Here is a 23,111-nt window from a genome sequence, read left to right as displayed (position 1 = left end):
AATCGAACACGTCCCCCCGCCTCGGAGCAAGCCATGACCCGGAACCGGAAAGCGCTCGCCCTCTCGTTCGGCCTCGCCTCGGTCGTGTCCGCCGCGACCTTCGCCCAGGCGCCCAAGGCCGCCCAGACCCTGGTTGTCGAGGATGCCACCGTCGACTGGATCCAGCGATCCGACGTCTCGGCCCTCCGCCCGGGCGTGATCGACAAGATGGAACTCCACATCGGCCAGGAAGCGGGCGTCTACCCCAACAACATCATCGGCTACCTCCACCGCGAGTCGGCCAACCTGGCCGTCGAGGAGGCCCGCGTCGCCGCCGAGACCAAGGGGGCGCTGGCCAAGGCCGAGGCCCAGAAGTTCAACGCCGGCGCCGTCGTCGCCCGCAGCCGGCGGCTCAAGATCAAGGACGTCAACCTGGTCTCGGCCGAGGACATGCAGAAGGCCGAGGCGGAGTTTGCCATGGCCGACGCCATGGTGACCGAGGCCAACGAGAACCTGGCCCTGGCCAAGGCCAAGCTCAAGTCCGCCGAGCAGACCGCGGAAGAGCACATCATCCGGGCCCCGTTCCCCGGCGTGATCTTCGAGGAGATCAAGCACGAGGGGGAGAGCGTCAACTCCAACGAGGCCGTGGTCCGGCTCGGCAACCTGGACAAGCTCCGCGTCTGGGCCTACATCCCGATCGAGTACCGCCAGCGGGTCACCGAGGGGAGCGACGTCGAGATCCAGCCCCGCCTGGGCGACGGCCGCAGCGGCGTCAACCCGCTCGAACAGAAGCGGTTCAAGGGCAAGATCTCGTTCGTCGACCCCAAGGTCCAGCCGGTCTCGGGCAGCGAGGTCCGGATCTACGCCGACGTCGACAACCAGTCGCATGAGCTGGGGCCGGGAATGAAGACGACCATGATCATCACCCTGAAGCCCGAGTCGACCGCCTACGCCGCCCCGGCCGGCCGTCGCGCCCCGGCGACCGCGTCCCCGACCCTGGAGCCCGCCGCCCCCACCAGCCTGGGCGCCAACGGGCTCCCGCCCCTGCCGCGCTGAGGCTGCCCCTCCTCGACCGACGCGAACCGGACCCCAGGCACGACGACCCCGATCGATTGAGGCCGTAGCGAGGAATCCCGACCGATGAGCATCGCTCCGACCCTGACCCCACAAGCCACCCCGATGGGACAGGCCGCCGAGCACCTCCGGGTCAAGCTGCGGGGTGACCTGATCGTCCAGCCGCAGTTCTACGAGGGGATGACCCACTACGTCATCAAGGACCCGATCGCGCTGAAGTACTTCCGCTTCAAGGTGGAGGAATACTTCCTGCTCCAGCAGTTCGACGGCAAGCAGACGCTCCAGGACGTCAAGCGGGCCTTCGAGCGCAAGTATCGGCCCCAGACGATCACGGTCGACGACCTCCTCCGGTTCGCCTCGCAACTCCACGAGGCCGGGATCGCCCTGGTCGACAGCCCCGACCAGGCCAAGGCCCTGATCACCCGGCGGCGCAAGAACCGCTGGAAGAAGTTCTGGCAGTTCCTGGCCAACATCCTCTACATCAAGATCCCGATCGTCGACCCCGAGCGGATGCTGACGGGCATGTACCCGTACTTCCGCTGGATCTACACCAAGGGCTTCATCGCCGTGAGCGTGGGCATGATGCTCGCGGCGTTGACCCTGGTCGCCAGCCAGTGGTCGACGTTCTCGGCCCGCCTGCCGGACTTCCAGAGCTTCTTTACCTGGAAGACGATCATCTACTTCTGGTGCAGCCTGGCGATCATCAAGATCATCCACGAGTTCGGCCACGGGCTCACGGCCAAGCACTTCGGCGGCGAGGTCCACGAGATGGGGGCGCTGCTCCTGGTGCTCACCCCCGCCCTGTATTGCGACGTGACCGACTGCTGGCTCCTGCCCAACAAGTGGAAGCGGATCTGGATCTCGGCGGCGGGCATCTACGTCGAGTGCTTCCTGGCCAGCATCGCCACGTTCGTCTGGTGGAACTCGGAGCAGGGCCTGCTCAACAGCCTGGCGCTGGCCACGATGTTCATCTGCTCGGTGAACACGATCATGTTCAACGCCAACCCCCTGCTGCGTTATGACGGCTATTACGTCATGTCGGACTGGCTGGAGATCCCCAACCTCCGGGTCAAGAGCACCCAGTTCTTCACCTACCTGTTCCAGGAGAAGGTGCTCGGGCTGGAGATCCCGGTCCAGAGCTACATGCCCCGGTCACGACGGACCCTGTTCGTCATCTATGCGATCGCCAGCTATCTCTATCGCTGGGTGGTGACGTTCAGCATCCTGTACTTCCTGACCCAGTTCCTCAAGCCGTACAAGCTGCAGTCGATCAGCTACATGCTGGCGATCAGCTCGCTGGTCCCGCTGCTGTTCATGCCCCTCTACCAGATGGTCAAGTTCGTCCGCTCTCCCGGGAGGATGCGTAAGGTGAAAAAGGCCCGTGCGGCGTCGTTCTTCGCGGTGACCGCCGCCTTGGTCACCGCGATCCTCCTGATCCCCACCCCGCTCCAGGTGTCGGGGACGCTGGTCCTGACGGCCGCCAAGCCGGCCGAGATCTACGCCGAGGTGCCCGGCCAGCTCGTCACGCTCAACGTCCGCGACGGCGACATGGTCAAGGAAGGGGACATCCTGGCCACCCTGTCGAATCCCGAGAAGCACATCGAGTACCTCCAGCTCGAAGAGCAGCAGAAGTCCCACCACGTCAAGGCGGTCTGGTACAACCACGTCGACGACGTGGCCAGCCGGGCCCAGGCCCAGCTCCACTACAAGATGGAAGCCGACCTGGAGCCGGCCATCACCAAGATCAGCGAGCAGCGCGACAAGCTCACCCTGGTCGCCCCCCGCGACGGCCAGGCCATGGGCGTGCCCAACCGCGAGACCCGGGGCCAGTGGCTCAAGCCGGGCAAGCCGTTCATGGAGATCGGCGACCCCAGGAAGCTCGAAGCCCACATGATCCTCGACCAGTCGGACATCGACCTGGTCATCAACACCGACCCGAGCAAGAAGCCCAGGGCCTGGGTCCGGATCTACGGCACCGATGCCGAGGCCATCCAGAGCGTCGTCAGCGAGCACGCCCCGCGCAACCTCGACGAGATCCGCCCCGAGCTGTCCAACGCGGCGGGCGGCGAGATCGCCACCAAGCAGGATCCCAAGACCGGCCAGACCGTGCCGATCTCCGCGGTCTACGAGGTGGTGATCCCGATCGACAACAGCGACCTCAGCCTCCAGCCCGGGCTCCGCGGGTTCGCCCGGATCGATAGCGGCTCCAAGCCGCTCGCCTGGTGGCTCTGGCGGCTCATCACCAAGACGTTCCACTTCACCCTCTGATTGCTCCGCTCGAATCACCGAAATCCCATCCGGGGCGTGCCCGACTTCACCGTCGGCCACGCCCCTTTCTCGTTGATCCTCCCGACGGCCTGGCGACGATCTCCGCCCCGGAGTTTGCTCCGGCTATTCCCCGAAACTCACCGGGCCCTGGTTGTCGCTCCTGAAGCCGGAGAACTCCGCATGCGGGGATCTTCCCAACCCCGCGAGCGACAACAAACCGCGAATTCCCAAGTCTGGGGGCCACACCCTCGGGACCTGCACCGGCAATCGATCGGCGCGACCGCCGATGCCGGGGCGCTTCCCAATACGGGTCGGGGCCTGGAGGGATCCTCCGCCGGGGTGGTGAAGCGACTCCTCCTCCGCATCGGGCCATCCCGCCGGGATCGAACACGGTGCTGAGCGTCCGCGTCGGGCGATGCGGAACGGCCCTCCCACCCCCAGTCCCGGGCCGGGATACGCCGCTGCCCCCGGGGGATCGCAACGCAGGGGCACCTGGACGGGCGAGGGTCGCCGGTCGATGGGCCTTCCTGTCGCGAGTCGAACCGTGCGAGCGGCCGGCGTCTTGATCCGTGGTGTCTCAGAGATCCAGGACGATTCGGCGAGTGCGGTCGAGGGCGGGCCGGGCCCGCGATGCGGCGGTGCCGCCCATCGCCGGAGGGACGAGGCCGATGCCGGCCCGGACGGCGGCATCCCCCCCACGATCCAGCAGTCTCCGGGCCGCCCGGCTCTCGACCACGAGTGAGGCATCGGGAAGCGGGATCGACTCATGCCGATCGAGGATGGCGATCCCGCCGTCGTCGGTTGCCTCGAGATCGGGGTCGGTGTCGGGAACGCGAACCGGCCGGATCGCCGCTGGGGAGCGGAGATCCGGCCGGGTGTCGGAGTCGCGATGTCGGGCGGGCCGGGAGGGTCGCACCCTCCCGGCCCCGCGTGGGATCAGGCGTCCGCCTTCTGGTCGGCGGACTGCTTGGGCTTGGCCAGCTCCTTGAGCTGGGCCAGGAGGTCCTCGGCCGTGGTGTCGGCCGGGGTCGTCGGGGCGACCGCCGCAGGGGTGGTCGTCGCGGGGCTCGACGTCGGCTTGTCGGCGTCGGGCGTGCTCGCCACGGCCGTCCCGGTGGTGGTCCCGGTCGTGCCGGTGGTGGCCCCGGCCGTGCCGGTGGGGGTTCCGGTCGGAGGCGCGGTCGTCTCGGGGGTGGTGGAGGCCACCGCCCTGGCGTCGTCCCCGGCCTTGCCGTCGAAGAGGGTGAAGATCGGGCCGTTGAGGGCACCCTTCAGCCCGCGATTGACCCCGAACTGGGCCGGGCTGACGTTCTTGAACTTGGCGACCGCACTCTTGGGCACGAACTGGAACTTGGGCGAGATCTTCTGGAGATCCTTGAAGTTCCTGGGCGTGCCCGGGGAGAGCAGGAAGCCGTTGACCGAGGCCCGCTGCCGATCGACGATCGTGTACTGGTCGGCGGTGGGCAGCAGGTTCCTCTGGAGCATCTTGTACTGCTTGATCGAGATCGCCCCGTTCAACCGGCCATCCGTGGCGTAGTCGAAGAAGTTGTAGCGACGCTGGAGGGCGTCGGGCTGGTCGGGCTGCTCGCCGACGAGGGTGAAGTCGGGGTTGATCGCCGACCGGGCGGTCCCGCCGAGCAGGCGGGCCATGGCCCCGGCCTCGGGCAGGCCCATGCCGTTGGAGTTGTCGACGAAGTTCTGGATCTCCTGGGAGGTGATCAGGCCGTTGTTGTTGGTGTCGATGATGCTGAAGGTGCCGTGCTTGAACAGGTAGTTCAGCGCCACCTGGCCCTCGATGGCGGCGATGGCGTTGCCGATGTCCACGCGGGCATAGGAGCGGAAGAGCGTGCTGCCGAGCAGCGTGGGCGGCCCGGCGACGCCGAGGTTGTCGTTGGTATCGGTGGCCGGCACGGCGGTGTAAGCCAGGATACCGTTGATGCCATCGGGGTTGTTATAGGCCCGGAAGTTGACGATCGACTTGTGGCCGAAGTCGAGGGTGCGGGCCCCGACCGGCTGGGTCAGGTAGGCGTCGGAGGTCGCCCCGACCTTGCTCAGGTTGGACCAGTAGTCGAGGGCCGAGGCGACCATGGCGTAGGCCCCGGTCACGATGGCCGACGACATCGAGGTGCCGCCCTGGACGAAGGTGTTCTGCTGGAACCCGCTGTCCACCGAGACCCGGTTGAACGTCGGGACGTCGATCGCCGGGGCGGCGAAGTCGGTCGTCGTGCTGCGGTTGGACGAGCCGAGGATGCGGTCGGAGAAGGTCACGATCGCCGAGCCGGCCGCCGCACCGCCGGTGTTGCCCCCGGTCTGAGTGCCGCCACCTTCGGCCGCCGTCAATTGGCCCAGGCTGTTGGCACCGTTGGCGTTGCCTGTCGTGGTCGTGCCGCCGCCGGTGCCGGTGCCCGCCCCGGTGAATCCGCCGGGCGTGCTGACGGTGTTGCCGAAGACGAGGACCGGGCCTCGGATCCGCCCGGTCGTGGTCTGGGCGGGATCGGTCGGCAAGGAAGAGGCCGAGGCCGAGTACAGGAACGGGTAGGACCCGGTCACCGAGATCGTCTCGTTGAGGATTGCCGGCAGCGACATCCCGTTCACGTCGCCGACGCTGGCATTCTCCACGTTGTTGGTGGCGCCCCGGTTGACGATGTTCAGGGCGTTGTTGTTCCCGGTCCCGCCGCCCGTGCCGCCGCCGGTCCCGCCGCCCGTGGTCCCGCCGGTCCCGGCGCCCGCCTGGGCCCCGAACTGGCCCGCGGAAGCGATCGGGGCGATGCCGAGCTTCAGGAACTTGCGGAGCTGGTTCTTGAAGCTGATGACGACCTGCGGGTAGGACTTGTAGGCCGTCTGCTCGCTGGCGAACGTCTGGCTCGTCCCGAAGGCGAGGCTCGCCGCGATCACGCGGTCGTTGTTGAGCGGACGGATCGGGTCCTTGACGTAGGGGTTGGACGAAACGTACTGGAGGCCGGAGTAGATCGAGTCGACCGAGGTCCCCTGGTTCGTCGCGAACGAGATGAAGTTGCCGCCGGTGTTGTTGCCCCCGCCCGTGCCCCCGCCGGCCCCACCGCCCGTGCTGCCGGCGGTGAGGGAGCCGCCCGCATCGAACGGGGTGAAGACGTTGATCGGGTTGAGCGTCGCCTGGGGCACGAACTGGGCGATGACGCCGGCCACCGGGGTCCCATGGCCGTTGGGGGAGCTGACCGTCACGGCGGTGCCGGCCCCGCCGGTGTTGCCGGTATTGCCGCCGGTATTGCCGCCGGTGCCCGTGCCGCCGGTGCCGGTCCCCGAGATCGCGAGCCCGGCCGCGAAGTCATCATTGCCGAAGGCGTTGGAGATCGTGGTGCTGGTCCCGGTCGCGACGCGGCCGCGGAAGTTGGTGTTGCTGGCGTCCACGCCGGTATCGATGATCGCGACCGCGCTGTTCTGGCCGTCGTAGGGGACGCCCAGGGTCCGCAGGTCGTTGAGGCCGATGATCGAGCCCGACGACGAGCCGGCCAGGCTGGCGACCGTCTTGAACTGCCAGATGCCGTCGTTGTCGGCGGCGTAGAGCGTCGTCCCGTCGGCGGAGAAGGAGATGCTCAGGCTCGACCCGATGAACGAGGAGGAGTCGAAGGCGTCCGAGGTGTTGAAGCCCTCGGCGAAGTTCGTCACCACGCCGTTCTGGTTGATCCGGATGATGCGGCCGCCGCCGAACGTGTTCGACGTGGCCGAGAGCGTCCCGTCATCGTTCAGGGTCAGCCCGGCCGAGCCGGCGGAGCCCGCGACGCCCTGGACCGGCACGAGCTGCGACGGGGTCCCGGTCGGCGCCCCGCTCGGCGGCGCGATCAGGACCGACAGCCCGGAGGCCAGGTCGGAGACGAACAGGCTGCCGGCATAGATCGGGTTGCTGAAGGTGGAGAACCCTGTGCTCGTCCCCGTCCCCCCAGTCGTCCCTCCCCCCGTGGCCGTCGTGATCGGCAGCCCCTGGGAGAAGTAGCCGTACTGGTCGAAGGTCGAATCCTGGAACCGGCGGAAGTCGGTCGTCTGCCGCGGATAGAGGTCGATGTTCGGGTTCGGGGTCGTCGCGGTCAGGATGTTGGGGAAAACGCCCTGGTTGATCAGGGAGTCGCCGTTCAACCCCTGCACGCCGCTCAGTCCGGCGATGGCCGGGAACGGGTCGCCCGTGGTCGGCGGGAACTCGGGGACGCCGAAGTCGGCGAAGGTGTCGTAGACCAGCGACGGATAGTTGGCGTTGGCCGCCGTCAGCGAGGTCTGGACGCCCAGGGAGAACCCGGTCTGCTTCACGCCGGGGGGGAAGTTCAGGCTGTTGAGCGGGGTCCCGTTGCGGAACTGGTTCGAGTCGAAGAACAGGCCGGCGAACGTGGCCGTGGCGGTCGACCCGGAGCTATTGGCGACCGTCTGGGCGCCCGAGCCCGTGCCGGTGAACAGGCCGCGGAGGAAGTTCTGCTGCTCGACGGGCGGGACCAGGATCGCCGACGGGTTGAACGTCAGCTTGGTCTGGCTGATCGTGGTGTCCGAGAACGTCGTGTAGGCGCCCAGGAAGGTCCCGTCCGAGGCGACCCGGTAGATGGCGTTCTTGGCCGCGTTGCTGAAGTCGACCGAGGAGATGAACATCGACGGACGGCCGTCGAAGATCCCTTCGCGGTCGAACGTGATGTCGTACCAGTTGACCAGCCCGGTGGCCGTGCCCAGGCTGTTGGCCGCGCTGGTCTGGGTCGGGTCCAGCTGCGGGATGACCGTGTTGAGGTCGAAGAAGACCGAGGACTTGCCCGTCGCCGGGTCGACGCGATAGACCACGCCGGGGCGGTTGATCGCGCCCAATCCGGCGTTGTCGCCGGCGCCTCGGGAGACGGCGTAAACGCCCTTGCCGAACTCGCCGCCGGGGCCGGCCTCGATGCGGACGATGTCGCCGCCGAAGGAGGCGGCCGGCGTGAACTGCGAGACCGAGGTGATCGCCGCCGGCTCCGGGTAGTTCGCCGCCGTCAGGGCGACGGTGGCCCCGGTCTGGCTCGGCAGGGCGTTGGTCACCGTGACCGTGCCGAAGTTCGAGGTCGCCGTGGGATTCCCGGTGAACGGCGTGAACGTGGCCGACTTGGGGCCGGTCGACACGAACGGGGCCAGCAGCTGGCGGGTCTCCAGGAGGGTCACCGGCTCCAGTTGGGCTCCGCGTGCGCGTCGCTTCTCGGGTCCACGTCCCCGGGGTCGGGAAGGTTGAGACATTCCATCATCTCCTAAGCCTAGACTCGTCCATCCTGAACCGAGGCCGAGGTGCCCGGCGTCCATAGATATCGGCCCGACGGGCTCCGCCGTTGAACCGAAAAATCCGACGCCCCGGCGCGACCGGTACAACCGGGGCGCCCAAGACTCTCGTCATGGTGTTTGGATCGGAACAATCGCGGCCGGAGATGACAAAAAGGGCGGAAATGCGGGCTGGGAGGGCCGACTTGCTCTTGCGTGCCGCCGGTCCGGGGCGATCCCGGACGAACGGGCCGCGGGCCCCAAATGAAAAGATCCGGGGCCAAGGTCGGCCCCGGATCTCGATGTGTGGCGTCGGGACGTGTTTACTCGGTCACGCCCTGGGGGCCGGCCGGGCGGGCCGCCTGCTGGCCTCCGGCGCGGCGACGGACGTCGAGCTCGATCGAGCCGAACGTCCCTTCGTGACGCTGGATGGTCATGCCCAGCGCGGTCAGGAGGCGCTTGGCGGTGTAGAAGTTCATGACGATCCGCTGGTTGGCCTTCACATCCTGGCGGCCCGTCGCGAACGGCTGGGGGTTCAAGCCGAAGTCGAGGATGACCTCTTCGGGGGTGGCGGTGACCCGGCAGAAGTTGGAATAGGACGGCAACGTCCCCGAATCGTCGACGACCACTTCGTTCGCCTGCTGGGCGGCCTGGGTTCCTTCGGCCGGAATCTGCTCGCTCATCTGATTCTCCCTGGGTCGCCGTAACGACTTCCTCTTCGACCCGAGGCGTGATCCGGAGGGATCGCGCGGGCCGGATCGGCCGGCCGCCCCGACGATCGGGACGCCCGACTCTCCTCGGGAGTATTGAGGATGCGGAGGTTCCGATCAAGGTGTCTTCGCGGGTTAGGCCATTTCGACCAGGCGATCGAGTTCCGCGAACGTCCGCCCCGAGGCCCCTTCCTGGGCCAGGACGAAGCTCCGGGCGGCCATCCCACGCTCGGCGGCGGCCTCGGGCTCGTCGAGGTCGGCCTGCAGGGCCCGGCCCAGGGCCTCGGCGTCGGCCACGACCCGGGCCCCGTCACGCCACAGCAATTGCTCGACCACTGATCGGAAGTTCGAGGTGTACTTGCCGAACAGGACCGAGGCCCCGAAGGCCGCCGGCTCCATCATATTCTGGCCATTCCGGCCCGGGTGGAGGCTCCCCCCCACGAACGCGACGTCGGCCAACCCCCAGGCGAACGAAAGCTCACCGAGCGTATCCAGCAGGATCACGGCGGGGCGACCATGCGAGGCGGGTGGCGTGTCCTGGGGCCGACTCCGGCGAATCACGGCCTCGCCCTCGGATTCGAGCCACTCGGCCACCCGGTCGAATCGCTCGGCATGCCTGGGCACCAGGACCAGCCGGAGCCTGGGGTGCGCCTTCCTCGCCTCGCGATAGGCGGCCAGGGCCGCCGCCTCTTCCCCTTCCATCGTGCTGCCCGCCACGAAGACGAGGTCGGCCGGCGCGATGCCGAGCGCCTTGCGGAGCTTCACGGTCCGGGGATTGGATCGGTCGCATTCCAGGCCGTCGAACTTCACCGAGCCGGTGACGCGGACACGGCCGGCCGGGACCCCGAGGTCGACGAAGCGGTCGGCATACTCGTCGGTCTGGGCCGCCACCGAGTCGAGCCGACGCAGGGTCGGTCCGAGCGGCCCGCGGAGGCGGCGATACCCCCGGTGGCTCCGATGGCTCAGGCGGCCGTTGACGATCGCGACCCGCGCCCCGGCCCTTTTCGCCGCCCAGACCAGGTTCGGCCACAGTTCCAGCTCGACCAAAGCCAGCACGGTCGGGCGGATCCGGGCCACGGCCGCACGGGCCGACCAGCTGAAGTCCAGGGGGGCGTAGAAGGTGAGGATCTCGGGGTAGCTGCTCCGGGCCACCGCCAGCCCCGTCCGGGTCGTGGTCGAGACCACCACATCCCAGCCCGGACGCCTCCGCGCCATCTCCGCCAGGATCGGCTTGAGCAGCAGGACCTCGCCGACGCTGACCGCGTGGAACCAGATGCACGGGCGATCGCCGATCCGGCGCGGGGCCCGGCCGAAGAACTTCTCGCCCCATCCGTCCCGGTAACGCCCGGTCTTGTAGGAGCGGAGGAGCAGGATCGGCGAGAAGGCGGCCAGCAGCGTCGCGTAGATCAGGTTGAGCACGCAGGGCATCAGGGAATCCTTTCCCGGACCGGGACCGAACCAGCACCCACCCTCGTCATCGAGGTGCGACGGATCGCCGACTTATCGGCCAATGTCGCGATGAATCTTGTCCCAACGCAAGAGCCATGCCCATTTTCGACGGTGATCGGCCCATGGGGGCGATTTCGGGAGGTCAATCCCAACCCCCGTCATTCCCGCGCCGCGGGCTTGCCACGCCTTAAGCGATGCCATCCCCGACGATAGGGTCGGCACCAAAGAAAAACCCTCCCGGCTTGCACCGGGAGGGCGTTGGTTTTTCATCGGTCCGCGGACCGAATTCGCATCACCGAGATCAGAAGGGATCGGCCGACGCTTCCTTCTTCATGCAGCAGGCCTTGAACTTTTTACCAGATCCGCAAGGGCAGGGGTCGTTCCGCCCGACCTTCTTGCTCAGGTGGCGGACCGGCTCCTTCTTGGCCGGCTCGGTCGACTGCTGGCTGGCGGCGATCGCGGCCTCCTGCTGGGCGCGGATGCCGCCGCCGGGGCCGGCCACGGCCACCGGCTCGGGCTCGGCCGGGCTCTGGTGGATCGCTTGGGCCCGGTCGAGTTGCCACCGCGAGCCGAGGTAGGACAGGAAGTCGGGGTCGAGCTGCTCCATCCGGAAGACGAGGTCGGTCACCTTGTCGGAAACCCCCGACCACATCTCCTCGAAGATCTTCATCCCCTCGCGCTTGTATTCGACCTTGGGGTCGACCTGGGCGTAGCTGCGGAGGCCGACCGAGGACCGGAGGTGGTCCATCGTCCGGAGGTGCTCCATCCAGCTCTGGTCGAGGATCTGGAGGACCAGGACCTTCTCCATCTCACGCATCTCGGGCCGGTACTGGGCGTCGAGGGCATCGACCAGCTTGCGGCGAAGCTCGGTCCGGGACAGGCCCTGCAGCTCCTCGGCCTTGATCTCGGCCTCCAGGTGATCGTTGGCCCAGGCCACGAGCTTATCGATGCCCTTGGCGTCCGAACCATCGACATGATCGAGCAGTTCGTCGAGTTCCTTGGCCAGCCGGGCCCCGGGGTACTCGCGGTGGGCGATGCTGAGGAGCAGGGCCTCGATCTCGGGGCGGAGCTTGGAACGGATCTCCTCGGGATCGATGTAGACCCCGAACCGCTCGGTGGCCCAGGCGGCCAGGCCGTCGCGGTCATAGCGGGGGCTCGACTGCCCCTGGGACCGCTCGGCGAGGAACTTGGTCAGGCCGACGCGGACCGGGAATTCGGCTTCCTTGTTGGCATAGAGGACCCGGGCCTGCTCGCGGAGCTGGCGGACGATCTCGGCCTTGCCGACCTTGGCCCAGGCGGCCGGGTCGATGGCCACGCCGAACTTGTGGTGGGCCCAGCCGGCCAGGGTCCGGCGTCCCCAATCCTCGGCCAGGAACTCCTCGGCCGGGGAGAGGTCGACGGCGGCGATCGCCGCATTGGCCTTCTCGACCAGGAAGTCTTCCAGGGCGATGCGGTCGAGCTCGTACTCCCCCTTGACCGTCTGCCCGAACGCCCGGAGATCCTTGTCCTTGAGGGTCGTCCCGTAGCGGGCGTTGAACCAGGCGGCCAGGGTCGTCCAGTTGTACTCGGCGTGGTCGGCGTCGGAGGGGAGGTTCTCCTCGACGGCCTCGCGGATCTGGCTGCCGGACTGGACCTCGGCCTCGTGTCGGGCGTGGTCGATCGCGTCCTGGAACGGGACCTTGAGGAACCCGCGCGTCGTCAACTCGACGCCGAGGCGCTGGCCCGACCACTCGGCGAAGCTCGCCGCGCCGTAGTCGTCAGCGAGGAAGCGATCGGCGGCCTCGGCGATCTGGGTATCGATCATCTCCAGGATCGAATCCTTGGCCGGGTCGCCGTCCAACAGCTTCTGGCGGAACGAGTAGACCCGCTTGCGCTGCTCGTCCATGACCTCGTCATATTCGAGCAGGTTCTTGCGGGAGTCGAAGTTGCGTTCCTCGACCTTCTTCTGGGCCCCCTCGATCCGCCGCGAGACCATCCGGCTCTCGATGGCCTCTCCTTCTTCCATGCCCAGCCGGGCCAGGACGTTGGAGACCCATTCGCCGGCGAACTTCCGCATCAGGTCGTCTTCGAGCGACAGGAAGAACCGGGACGAGCCGGGGTCGCCCTGGCGTCCCGACCGGCCGCGCAGCTGGTTGTCGATCCGGCGGCTCTCGTGGCGTTCGGTGCCGATGATGTGCAGGCCGCCCGCCGCGGCGACCTCGCGCCCCTCGGCCTTCATCTGGGGCTCATACTTTTCGATGGTCGCCCGCCACACGTCGTCGGGCACTTCCAGCCGGGTCGGGTAGAGCGGGATGCCGTCGGCGTCCTTGAGGTGCTTCAGCTCGGCCCAGGCAGCGAACTCGGCGTTGCCGCCGAGGATGATGTCGGTGCCTCGACCGGCCATGTTGGTGGCGATCGTGACCATCCCCTTGCGACCGGCCTGCGCGACGATCTCGGCCTCGCGCTCGTGGTGCTTGGCGTTGAGCACCTGGTGCTCGATGCCCGACCGGGCGAGCAGCTCGGCGATCTCCTCCGACTTCTCGATCGACGTCGTCCCGACAAGGATCGGACGGCCGGTGGCGTGGACCTCGCGGATCTCGTCCAGGATCGCCTGGTTCTTCTCCTTGTCGGTCCGGTAGATCACGTCGGCGTAGCTCTGCCGGGTCAGCCCGCGATTGGTGGGGATCGCCACCACGTCGAGCTTGTAGACCTTCCAGAACTCATTCGCCTCGGTCATGGCGGTGCCGGTCATGCCCGAGAGCTTCTTGTAGAGCTTGAAGAAGTTCTGGAGCGTGATCGTCGCCAGGGTCTGGTTCTCTTCCTTGATCCGGACCCGTTCCTTGGCCTCGACCGCCTGGTGGAGGCCGTCGGACCACTGGCGGCCGGTCATCAGGCGGCCGGTGAACTCGTCGACGATCACGATCTCGCCGTTCATCACGACGTAGTCGCGATCCTTGCGATAGAGGTGATGCGCCTTGAGCGAGTTGTCGATCAGGTGCGGCCATTCCATGTTGCCGGGGGTGTAGAAGCTCTCCACCCCGGCGATCCGCTCGGCCTCGCGCACGCCGTCGTCGTTGAGGTGCGCGGTGCGCTCCTTCTCCTTCACCTCGAAGTGGACGTCCTTCTTCAGCAGCCGCGCGATCCGATCGGCCTCGGCATACTTGCGGACGTCGTCGAAGGCAGGGCCGGAGATGATCAGCGGGGTCCGGGCCTCGTCGATCAGGATCGAGTCGACCTCGTCGATGATCGCGTAGTTCAGCGGGCCCTGCGACTGCTGCTCGCGCGACGGCTTCATGTTGTCGCGGAGGTAGTCGAAGCCGAATTCGTTGTTGGTGCCGTAGGTGATGTCGCGGGCGTAGATGTCCTGACGCTCGTGCGGGTCCATGTCCGACTGGATCGCGCCGACGGTCAGGCCCAGGCCGTTGTAGAGCGGGGTCATCCACTCGGCGTCGCGGCGGGCGAGGTAGTCGTTGACCGTGACGACGTGGACGCCCTTGCCTTCCAGCGCATTGAGGTAGGCGGCCAGGGTCGCGACCAGCGTCTTCCCTTCGCCGGTGACCATCTCGGCGATGTTGCCGCCGTTCAACACCATCCCGCCCATGAGCTGGACGTCGTAGTGCCGCATCTTGAGGAACCGACGGCCCCCTTCGCGGCAGACCGCGAACGCCTCGGGGAGGATCTGCTCCAGCGTCTCGCCGGCGGCGAGGCGACGCTTGAAGTCGGCGGTCTTGGCCCGAAGTTCCTCGTCCGTCAGTCCCTGGAGCGAAGGCTCCATCGCATTGATCCGGGCGACGATCGGCCGGATCCGCCGGAGTTGCCGCTCGTTGGAGTTGCCGAACAGGCGGATCAGCCCGTCGGAAACCCCCTCGGTGACCGCCGTCATCGCGTCGGTCGTTTTATCCCAAATATCGGTGAGCAGTTCCATTGCCGGCTTCGCCTCACTCCGGTGAAAGACCCCGATCCGCTCCAAGTCGATTTTGTCGATGATCTTACATCGAACATCGGCGCACGGTCAAGCGGACCCGGGCGGCCCGAAGGCCCGGCGGTGGGCCGGATCCCGACGCCTTCTCTTCCTCTTAATAGGGACAGCCGGCGGCACCCGGTTCGCCTGGCCAATCTCCATCCTTCGATCCGGGTCGCCCGCCGGTGCGATCCGTCGTACAATGACGCCCCGATCCAGCCGAGGGGCGGGGATGTCGAGAAAGCGGGATCGTGCCGAGGGAGGCCGGGTCATTGGTGGCGGATTTCGCGACGATGCCGCGGCGGCGGCTGACCATACTCGGGAGCGGGACCTCATCCGGGGTGCCCATGATCGGCTGCGAATGCGCGGTCTGCCGGTCGACCGACCCGCGCAATCACCGGACCCGGTGCAGCGTCCTGGTCAACCTGCCGGGCGGCAACCTCCTGATCGACACGACGCCCGAGATGCGGCTCCAACTCGTCCGCGAGCGGGTGACGCGGGTCCACGCGATCGCCTTCACCCACCAGCATGCCGACCACCTGTTCGGCCTGGATGACGCCCGGGTCTTCCCCAAGACGATCGGCGGGCCCGTGCCGATCTTCTGCGAGGACCACACCGAGGCGACGATCCGCCAGGTCTTCGACTACGCCTTCACCGCGCACGCCGCGACGGTCCCGGCCGGCGGCCTGCCCCAATTGCGGTTCGAGCGGATCACCCCGGGCGTCCCGTTCGACGTCCTCGGCCAGCGGATCATGCCGATCCGCCTCGACCACGGCCGGTTCAAGGTGGCGGGCTTCCGGATCGGCGACCTGGCCTACTGCACCGACGTCAACTCGATCCCCGAGGAAAGCTGGCCGCTCCTGGAAGGGCTCGACACGTTCATCGTGGACGCCCTGCGGCCCGAGTGGCATCCGACGCATTTCAATCTGGAGCAGGCCCTCGGCACGATCGAGAGGCTGCGGCCCCGTCGTTCCTACCTGACCCATCTTTCCCATAGCTTCGATCACGGGCCGACCGAGGCGACCTTGCCCCCCGGTGTGGCTTTGGCCTACGATGGTCTGACCCTGGATTTCTGACCGTCCGCCGCACCCCTCCGCGGTGCGACAGGAGCCGATCCGCGATGCCCGCCGACCCCTCGCTCGCCGCCCGCCTCGCCCCCTACGGCCAGGACCATCTGCTCCGAGGGTGGGACGCCCTCGATGATTCGGCCCGGTCCCGGCTGGCGGACGAGATCGCCGCGATCGACCTCGCCCAGCTCGACGCCCTGTTCCAGGAGCTGGTCGGATCCCAGGAGGCCCAGGCCTACACCAACGTCGAGCCGATCCCGGTCGATCGCCTCCCCCGCACCGACGGCGAGCGGGTGGCGCGCCGTCACGTCGCCGCGATCGGCGAGGAGGCCCTGGCGGCCGGCGAGGTCGCCGTGATCGTGGTGGCCGGCGGCTCGGGCACCCGGCTCGGCTTCGAAGGGCCCAAGGGCACCTATCCCATCGCCCCGGTCTCCTCGGCCAGCCTGTTCCAGATCCACGCCGAGAAGGTGGTGGCCCTGTCCCGCCGCCACGGCAAGACGATCCCGTTCTACGTGATGACCAGCCCGGAGAACCACGCGGTCACCGCCGCGTTCTTCGCCGAGCACGGGAACTTCGGCCTGGAGCACGTCCGCTTCTTCGTCCAGGGGCAGATGCCGGCCGTGGACCGGGAGACCGGCAAGATCCTCCTGGCCGAACCGGGCCATATCGCCCTCAGCCCCGACGGCCATGGCGGCACCCTGTACGCCCTGGCGGCACCGGGCGCGGACGGCAAGCCGAGCTGCCTGCAAGAGATGCGCGATCGCGGGGTGCGGTCGCTGTTCTACTTCCAGGTGGACAACCCGATGGTCAAGATCGCCGACCCGGCGTTCCTCGGCCTCCACCGCCAGGCCGACGCCGAGATGTCGTTCAAGGTCATCGAGAAGACCGAGCCGGGCGAGAAGGTCGGCGTGGTGGTCAAGGCCGACGGCAAGCCGCAAGTGATCGAATACTCCGACCTGCCGACCGAGCTGGCCGAGTTGCGCGAGCCCGACCAGAGCCTCCGCCTGTGGGCCGGCAGCATCGCGATCCACGTCTTCGAGGTCGCGTTCATCGAGCGCCTGGTGCAGGGAGACCTCCGCCTCCCGTTCCACCGGGCGATCAAGAAGGTCGCCTACGTCGGCCCGGACGGGTCGATCGTGAAGCCGAACGAACCCAATGCCGTCAAGTTCGAGCGGTTCATCTTCGACGCCCTGCCGCTGGCCGAGCGCTATGCCCTGGTCGAGTGCGACCGCGCCGTCGAGTTCGAGCCCCTCAAGAACGCCACCGGGCCCGACTCCCCCGCGACCGTCCGCCAGCGAATGAGCGACCGCTTTGCCGACTGGCTCGAAGCGGCCGGGGCCACGGTCACCCGCCGCCCCGACGGCTCGGTTCCGTTCGGCATCGAGATCAGCCCCCTCTACGCCCTGGACGCGGCCGAACTCAAGGGCAAGCTGCCCGCCGGGATGGTCGTCGATGGCCCCCTGTTGCTCCGGCCCGAAGGCGTGTCCCAGGCGAGGTGAGCGCCGTACCGAACGGAGCCGGCGCCGGGCCTCCATGCAGATCCCATCATCCCCCAACGGATCGATCCAGAGTGAGGAAGGACCCATGCTCCACGCCGTGGTGATGGCCGGTGGCAGCGGCACCCGGTTCTGGCCCAAGAGCCGCCGCAATCGGCCCAAGCAGTTGCTCCGCCTCCACGGCGACGCGACCATGATCCAGCAGACCGTCGACCGGATCGCGCCCCTGGTCCGGCCCGAGACGACCTGGGTGATCACCGGGGCCGATCAGGCCGAGGCGGTCCGGGCCCAACTGCCCACGGTGCCCGCATCGAACGTCGTGGCCGAGCCCTGCCCGCGCGATACGGCGGCGTGCGTGGGGCTGGCCGCACTGATCATCGCGGCCAAGGACGCCGAAGGGACGATGATCGTGATGCCCGCCGATCATGTCATCGAGCCGGTCGAGCGGTTCCGCGCCACGGTTTTGGCGGCGCTGGCGGTCGTCGATGAGGACCCGACCGCCTTCGTCACCTTCGGCGTCATGCCGACCCGCCCCGAGACCGGATACGGCTACATCGAGCGCGGCGAGAAGCTCGGCGAGCCCGACGGGATCGCGCTCCACAAGGTCGTCCAGTTCCGCGAGAAGCCCGACTACGCCACCGCCGAACGGTTCGTGGCCGAAGGCCGGTTCGCCTGGAACGCCGGCATCTTCGTCTGGCGGGCCCGCGCCATCCTCGACGCCATCCGGGCCTTTCAGCCCGGCCTGGCCGCGAGCCTCGACCGGATCGCCCCCAGCCTGGGGACGCCCGACGAGGAGGAAGCGATCGCCCGCGAATACCCGCACATGCAGAAGGTGCCGATCGATAAGGCCGTCATGGAGAAGGCCCCCAACGTCCGCGTCCTGGAAGTCGTCTACGACTGGAACGACGTCGGCGACTGGCGGGCCCTGACCGGCCTGATCCCGCCCGATGCCCACGGCAACACCCTCCAAGGCCACGTCTACCCGGTCGAAACCACGGACAGCATCATCGTCGCCGACGACGGCGACCTGATCGCGACCCTGGGCGTCGATGGCCTGGTCATCGTCCAGTCGGCGGGGGCGACCCTGGTGGCCAGGAAGTCGGAACTCGACAAGCTCAAGAAGCTGGTCGAAGGGCTCGATGCCGCCGGATTCGGGTCGACCCTGTGAGTGGCGCGAAGCGGGACGAATGGTCCACGACCCGGATCCTCGGGCTCGATTACGGCACCCGGCGCATCGGCGCGGCGGTCAGCGACCCGCGTCGCTCGATCGCCACCCCGTTGGAGGTGTACGAGCGTCGCGACATCGCCCGGGACGCCCGCCACTACCAGGATCTCGTCAAGGAACACGACATCGACCGGATCGTGGTCGGGCTGCCGCTCCACACCGGCGGGGGAGAGAGCAGCCTGGCCAAGCAGGCCCGCATCTTCGGCCTCTGGCTCACCGAGCAGACTCGGATCCCGGTCGTCTACCAGGACGAGCGGTATAGCACGGTGGACGCCGACGAGGTCCTCCGCTCGGCCGGCTTCAAGGTCAAGGACCGCAAGGCGAAGCGCGACATGCTCGCGGCGCGGATCTTGCTCCAAAACTATCTCGATGCCGGCTGCCCGGACGAGGAGGCTCCCGCCTCTCCCCTGTCCGACGAGCCGGCCGGCAACTAACGGGGCGAAACGGCGTGCGGCAAGATTCTACCCTCATCGTCGGATGCGGTTACCTGGGCCGGCGGGCGGCACTCCCCCTGATCGAGCGCGGCGAGATCGTCTACGGCACGACGCGATCCGCCGCGCGGGCCGCCGAGTTGGAACGGCTCGGGATCGAGCCGATCATCGTCAACGTCCTGGACGGCGACAACCTGGCCCGGCTCCCGTCGGTCGACAAGGCCCTGTACTGCGTGGGCTACGATCGCTCCTCCGGGACACCGCTGCGCACCGTCTACGTCGATGGCCTGCGGAAAGCCCTCGGCCGGCTCCAGGACCGCGTCGGCCGTCTGGTCTATGCCAGCTCGACCGGGGTTTATGCCCAGGACGACGGCGGTTGGGTCGACGAGACCTCGGCAACGGAGCCCCGGACCGAATCGGGCCGGGCCTGCCTGGAGGCCGAGAAGGTCGTCCGGGAGTACGGCAAGGACACGGGCCTCCCCTGGGTCATCGTCCGCTTCTCCGGCCTCTATGGACCGGGCCGGATCGTGCGGCGCGATGCAATCCTCCGGGGCGACCCGATCGTGGGCGACCCCGAGAAGTTCCTCAACATGATCCACATCGATGATGCCGCCGCGGCGGCGATCGCCGCCATGGATCGGGGGGAGTCCGGGTCGATCTACCTGGCCAGCGACGACCGCCCTTCTCATCGCCGCGAATTTTATGGCCTGACCGCCGAACTACTGGGAGCACCCACGCCGCGTTTCGTCGCCCCGGAAGGCGAGGCCGATTCGACCCGAGAAGACTCGAACAAGCGGGTCTCCAACCGCCGGATGCGCGAGGGGCTGGGCGTGGTGCTGCGTTTCCCCGACTTCACGCATGGACTGCCCGCCGCCCTGTCCGGGGAAGACCGGGGGCGGGCGGATTGACCGGAGCCCCCCGCCGATGTTCGACCGCCTCCCGCCCAAGCCGGGCGTCCTGAACCTGATCGGCGTCATCAGCCTGTTGTGGTCCCTGACCACCGTGCTCGGGGTGGTCGTCGGCATCCTCGTCCTGATCGGCCTGAGCGCGGGGAGCTGGCTGCTCGGGCCGGTCGCCGGGGCGGTCGGTTCCCTTCTCGGCGTCCTGGGCATCCTCTGGCTGATCGCCGCCTCGATCCTCAGCGTCATGCTGTTCATGGCCGGGTGGCGGACGCTCCAGGGCGACCCGTCGGGCATCCGGTTGCATCGTACCTGGGCCTGGATCAGCCTGGTTTTGGATGCCGTCGGGTTGCTGATCTCGGGCGGGTTGTACGTCGGGTCGTGGTGGGGCGTGCTCTACGCCGTGGGCGTGCTGTATGTCACGCGGACGCCGGAAGTCCTGGCCTATCTCGACGTCATCGAGGGGCGGGGGTATCTCAAGCCGACGGCCCCCTTCGACCGCGATTTCTGACCGGCCCCGATCTTGCATGGTTCGGATCGGCATCGGCCGCGCAGCGGCCTCCCCCGGAGCAAGCAACGGCGGCCCCGGCCGCCGGGGAGCGATGACGATGACGGATTCGAAGCGAGCGTTCGAGCGTGCGATGCGACTGGCCGCTGTCTCCGGGCTCCGGGCCTCGTTCGGCCCGGCCCTGCTCGCGGCGGCCTACAACCACGAGAACCGCCGGAACTGGGCCCTGGCCGCCGTCGGCGAGATGGTCGTGGACAAGGTCCCGGGCGTCCCGAGCCGGGCGTCTTTGCCGGCGATGCTGCCCCGGGCCGCGGCCGGCTACTACGTGGCCAAGACGGTCATGGAACGCGAGGGCGTCAATGATCCCTGGGTCGCCCCCCTGGGCGCCGCGGTGGCCGCCGGCGTGGGGGCCCTGGCGCCCCGCATCCGCGGCCTGCTCGGGCTGGTCCTGCGCGTCCCGTCGCCGATGATCGGGCTGGCCGAGGACTATCTTGCCCTCAAGGTCGGCTCCGAGGCCGTCGGGCTGACCATGGACGACCTGAAGCGGATCGGCGAGGAGTCGATCGAGGATGTGCAGGGGCTGGTCGAGAAGGCGGGAGAGGCCATCCAGCCGCAGCTCCAGCAGCTCCAGGATCGGGTTCAGTCGGCCGGCGCCGGCTCGATGTAACACCCCAGCGGACCCTTGGAGATGCTCATCCGGGGGTCCGGCCCATAGCTCAGGACCTGGTCGCACTTGAGTTCCGCCAGCTCCCGGTGCGTCGTCAACACGATGGCGCGCCCGGAGTTGTGGATCCGCCAGGTGAGCGTCTCCGCGATGTTCAGCGAGTGGCCGAAGATCTTGGTGAGCAGCTCGATCACATACTCGAAGGTATGTTCCTCGTCGTTGAGGACGATGACGTGGTAGGGGGGCTGCTTCCGGGTCTTGCTCCGGGCGTCGGCCCCGGTCTTGGGTGCGGATTGGGTCGAGACGATCGGCTCGGCCTCGGCGACCGCGCTCTCGTCGGACTCGCTCATCGATGACTCCATTCGGGAATGGCGGATTGGACCGGAGGGGGGTCAGTCGATTATGATAACGCAATAGTTCACGTCAAGGTAACAGTTGTTTCGCGAGGTCTCCCGACGAATCTTATGGCCGCGATGAGCCCCGCCACCGCCCTGCGCAACCTCCAGCAAGCCCAGGCCGGCCTGAAGAAAGCCCGCCAGGCCATCCGTCTCGCCCGCGAAACCGGGGCCCGCTCCGAAGTCTCGCCGATCCTCCGGGCCGGCTGGGACGGACTCGCCAAGGCTCACCGCCTCCTGGCCGAGATCCCGCTGGACGCCGCCACCGAGCCGGTCATGACCAAGCAGCTCGCCGTCCAGCGTTATTCCACGGCGCTGCTGGTCCGGCTCCGGCGGATCGCCCGCAACGATCCCGGCGCCCTGGAAGCCGACGACGACGACGACCTGATGGATGACGAGGCGTGAACGGACGACCCGACTTCCCGATCCCGCGCCCCTCGCACGCCCCCACCGAGGACGTCCCTGATCGGCCGCTCGACGCCCCGGCCAACCCGCCGACGGTCGCCGTGCGGTCGCAGGGCTTCCACCCGTTCGTCTATCGCAAGATGGTCATCGGCCCGACCGGGCCGGTCCGCCCCCGCGACGGCGACATCGTCCGCGTGGTCGATCGCGAAGGTTTCCCGCTCGGCTTCGGCCTCTGGAACACCCGGTCGCAGATCTGCCTGCGGCTGCTCCGCGCCGGGGTCGAGCCGCCGGGCCCGTCGTTCTGGGAGGAACGGATCGACCGCGCCCTGGCGCTTCGACGCGACCTGCTCAAGCTCGACGAAACGGCCAACGCCTATCGCGTCATCCATGCCGAGGCCGACGGCCTGTCCGGGCTGATCCTCGACCGCTACGACGACGTCCTGTCGGCCGAGATCTTCAGCCTGGGCATGTACCAGCGGATCGGGCCGATCCTGTCCCTGGTCGCCGAACGGCTCGGCACCAAGCACTTCCGGGTCCACGTCGACGAGCGGATCGCGCTGGCCGAGGACTTCCCCGGCCGCCCGGTCACGACCCCCAGGCTCCCGCCCCGGGTGACGATCACCGAGAACGGCGTCCGGTTCCGCATCCTGTTCCAGGGGAGCCACAAGACCGGGTTCTTCTGCGACCAGCGCGACAACCGCCTCGCCCTGACCCGGTTCACCCCGGGCCAATCGGTGCTGGACGTCTGCTGCTACACCGGCGGGTTCGGGGTGTACGCCCTGACCCGGGGGAAGGCGGCCGACGTCACCTGCGTGGACCTCGACGAGAAGGCGATCGCCACGGCGAAGGACAACGCCAACGCCAACCAGGTGAAGCCGAACTTCGTCCACGCCGACGCCTTCGGCTACCTCCGCCAGATGGGGGCCAACAAGCGCAGCTTCGGCGTGGTGGTCCTGGACCCGCCCAAGCTGATCCCGGGGCGGGACGACATCTCGGCGGGCAAGCGGAAGTATTTCGACCTCAACGTCCTGGCCCTCAACGTGGTCGAGACCGGCGGGATCCTGCTGACCTGCTCCTGCTCGGGGCTGCTGCCGGTCGAGGAATTCCTGATCCTGCTCCGGGCCGCGGCCCGGAAGGCGGGGCGATCGGTCCAGGTCCTGGCCGTGACCGGCGCGGCGCCCGACCACCCGGTCGGCCTGGAGGCGCTGGAGGGTTCCTACCTCAAGGCGGTCTGGCTGCGGGTCGGCGAGCGATCCGTGATGCCGTCGCTGGCCGACGACCCGTCCTGGGACGAGGAGGGGGACGAGCACGACGAGCGGTGAACCGGGCCGAAGCCCGGTTCCGTCCCCGCCCGGGTCTCGGGTAAGAT

At 68.3% G+C, this 23,111-nt stretch carries 16 protein-coding genes; 11 read left to right on the top strand and 5 right to left on the bottom strand.

The window, feature by feature from the left end:
- The first annotated feature begins 33 nt into the window (after positions 1–33).
- Together TA3x_RS22230 and TA3x_RS22225 are read left to right on the top strand one after the other, a co-directional pair.
- Entirely contained in the window at positions 34–1,035 is a 1,002-nt protein-coding gene (locus TA3x_RS22230; protein WP_435016865.1) for an efflux RND transporter periplasmic adaptor subunit, read from the top strand.
- An 84-nt stretch (positions 1,036–1,119) separates the two neighbouring features.
- Positions 1,120–3,321: a biotin/lipoyl-binding protein gene (locus TA3x_RS22225; protein ID WP_435016864.1), complete on the top strand. Its 2,202-nt coding sequence runs from the start codon at positions 1,120–1,122 to the stop codon at positions 3,319–3,321.
- 936 nt (positions 3,322–4,257) lie between these two features.
- Here TA3x_RS22225 and TA3x_RS22220 read toward each other — a convergent pair.
- From TA3x_RS22220 to secA, 4 genes are all read right to left on the bottom strand, one after another.
- Positions 4,258–8,463, bottom strand: a complete 4,206-nt coding sequence (locus TA3x_RS22220; protein ID WP_435016863.1) for a hypothetical protein — start codon at positions 8,461–8,463, stop codon at positions 4,258–4,260.
- Between the two features lie 413 nt (positions 8,464–8,876).
- Positions 8,877–9,236: a DUF3467 domain-containing protein gene (locus tag TA3x_RS22215; protein WP_435016862.1), complete on the bottom strand. Its 360-nt coding sequence runs from the start codon at positions 9,234–9,236 to the stop codon at positions 8,877–8,879.
- 162 nt (positions 9,237–9,398) lie between these two features.
- A complete protein-coding gene (locus TA3x_RS22210) occupies positions 9,399–10,691 on the bottom strand; it encodes a 3-deoxy-D-manno-octulosonic acid transferase (RefSeq protein WP_435016861.1) in 1,293 nt (430 codons plus the stop codon).
- Positions 10,692–11,013: 322 nt separating this feature from the next.
- Positions 11,014–14,574: a preprotein translocase subunit SecA gene (gene secA / locus TA3x_RS22205; RefSeq protein ID WP_435016860.1), complete on the bottom strand. Its 3,561-nt coding sequence runs from the start codon at positions 14,572–14,574 to the stop codon at positions 11,014–11,016.
- Between the two features lie 425 nt (positions 14,575–14,999).
- Here secA and TA3x_RS22200 point away from each other — a divergent pair, with 425 nt between their 5' ends.
- The 7 genes from TA3x_RS22200 to TA3x_RS22170 all read left to right on the top strand — a co-directional run bounded on the left by TA3x_RS22200 (position 15,000) and on the right by TA3x_RS22170 (position 20,945).
- Positions 15,000–15,728, top strand: a complete 729-nt coding sequence (locus TA3x_RS22200; RefSeq protein ID WP_435016859.1) for an MBL fold metallo-hydrolase — start codon at positions 15,000–15,002, stop codon at positions 15,726–15,728.
- Between the two features lie 44 nt (positions 15,729–15,772).
- Complete coding sequence (locus TA3x_RS22195; RefSeq protein WP_435016858.1) at positions 15,773–17,218, top strand: UTP--glucose-1-phosphate uridylyltransferase; 1,446 nt, start codon at positions 15,773–15,775, stop codon at positions 17,216–17,218.
- A gap of 85 nt (positions 17,219–17,303) precedes the next feature.
- Positions 17,304–18,383 carry a mannose-1-phosphate guanylyltransferase gene (locus TA3x_RS22190; protein WP_435016857.1) on the top strand — a complete coding sequence of 360 codons (1,080 nt, stop codon included), beginning with the start codon at positions 17,304–17,306 and terminating at the stop codon, positions 18,381–18,383.
- A complete protein-coding gene (ruvX, locus tag TA3x_RS22185; RefSeq protein WP_435016856.1) occupies positions 18,380–18,874 on the top strand; it encodes a Holliday junction resolvase RuvX in 495 nt (164 codons plus the stop codon). Before TA3x_RS22190 ends, ruvX begins: the two co-directional genes overlap by 4 nt.
- A 14-nt stretch (positions 18,875–18,888) precedes the next feature.
- Positions 18,889–19,779: an NAD-dependent epimerase/dehydratase family protein gene (locus TA3x_RS22180; protein WP_435016855.1), complete on the top strand. Its 891-nt coding sequence runs from the start codon at positions 18,889–18,891 to the stop codon at positions 19,777–19,779.
- Between the two features lie 16 nt (positions 19,780–19,795).
- Positions 19,796–20,281, top strand: a complete 486-nt coding sequence (locus TA3x_RS22175) for a hypothetical protein (protein WP_435016854.1) — start codon at positions 19,796–19,798, stop codon at positions 20,279–20,281.
- A gap of 97 nt (positions 20,282–20,378) precedes the next feature.
- A complete protein-coding gene (locus tag TA3x_RS22170) occupies positions 20,379–20,945 on the top strand; it encodes a hypothetical protein (protein ID WP_435016853.1) in 567 nt (188 codons plus the stop codon).
- Here TA3x_RS22170 and TA3x_RS22165 read toward each other — a convergent pair.
- Positions 20,918–21,292 (bottom strand): ATP-dependent Clp protease adaptor ClpS, encoded by a 375-nt coding sequence (locus TA3x_RS22165; RefSeq protein WP_435016852.1) that lies wholly within the window; start codon positions 21,290–21,292, stop codon positions 20,918–20,920. The two genes, TA3x_RS22170 and TA3x_RS22165, sit on opposite strands and share 28 nt — an antisense overlap.
- Before the next feature lie 123 nt (positions 21,293–21,415).
- Here TA3x_RS22165 and TA3x_RS22160 point away from each other — a divergent pair, with 123 nt between their 5' ends.
- Together TA3x_RS22160 and TA3x_RS22155 are read left to right on the top strand one after the other, a co-directional pair.
- Positions 21,416–21,742 carry a hypothetical protein gene (locus TA3x_RS22160; RefSeq protein WP_435016851.1) on the top strand — a complete coding sequence of 109 codons (327 nt, stop codon included), beginning with the start codon at positions 21,416–21,418 and terminating at the stop codon, positions 21,740–21,742.
- The gene (locus tag TA3x_RS22155; RefSeq protein WP_435016850.1) at positions 21,739–23,064 is read left to right on the top strand and encodes a class I SAM-dependent rRNA methyltransferase; all 1,326 of its coding nucleotides are present in this window, start codon (positions 21,739–21,741) and stop codon (positions 23,062–23,064) included. Before TA3x_RS22160 ends, TA3x_RS22155 begins: the two co-directional genes overlap by 4 nt.
- Positions 23,065–23,111 lie beyond the last annotated feature (47 nt).

It is taken from the genome of Tundrisphaera macrotermitis, from assembly GCF_051175315.1.
In the GTDB taxonomy this organism is placed as follows: domain Bacteria; phylum Planctomycetota; class Planctomycetia; order Isosphaerales; family Isosphaeraceae; genus Tundrisphaera.
Note: the sequence above shows the minus strand (reverse complement) of the source record. Positions and strands in the feature narration are given on the sequence as shown.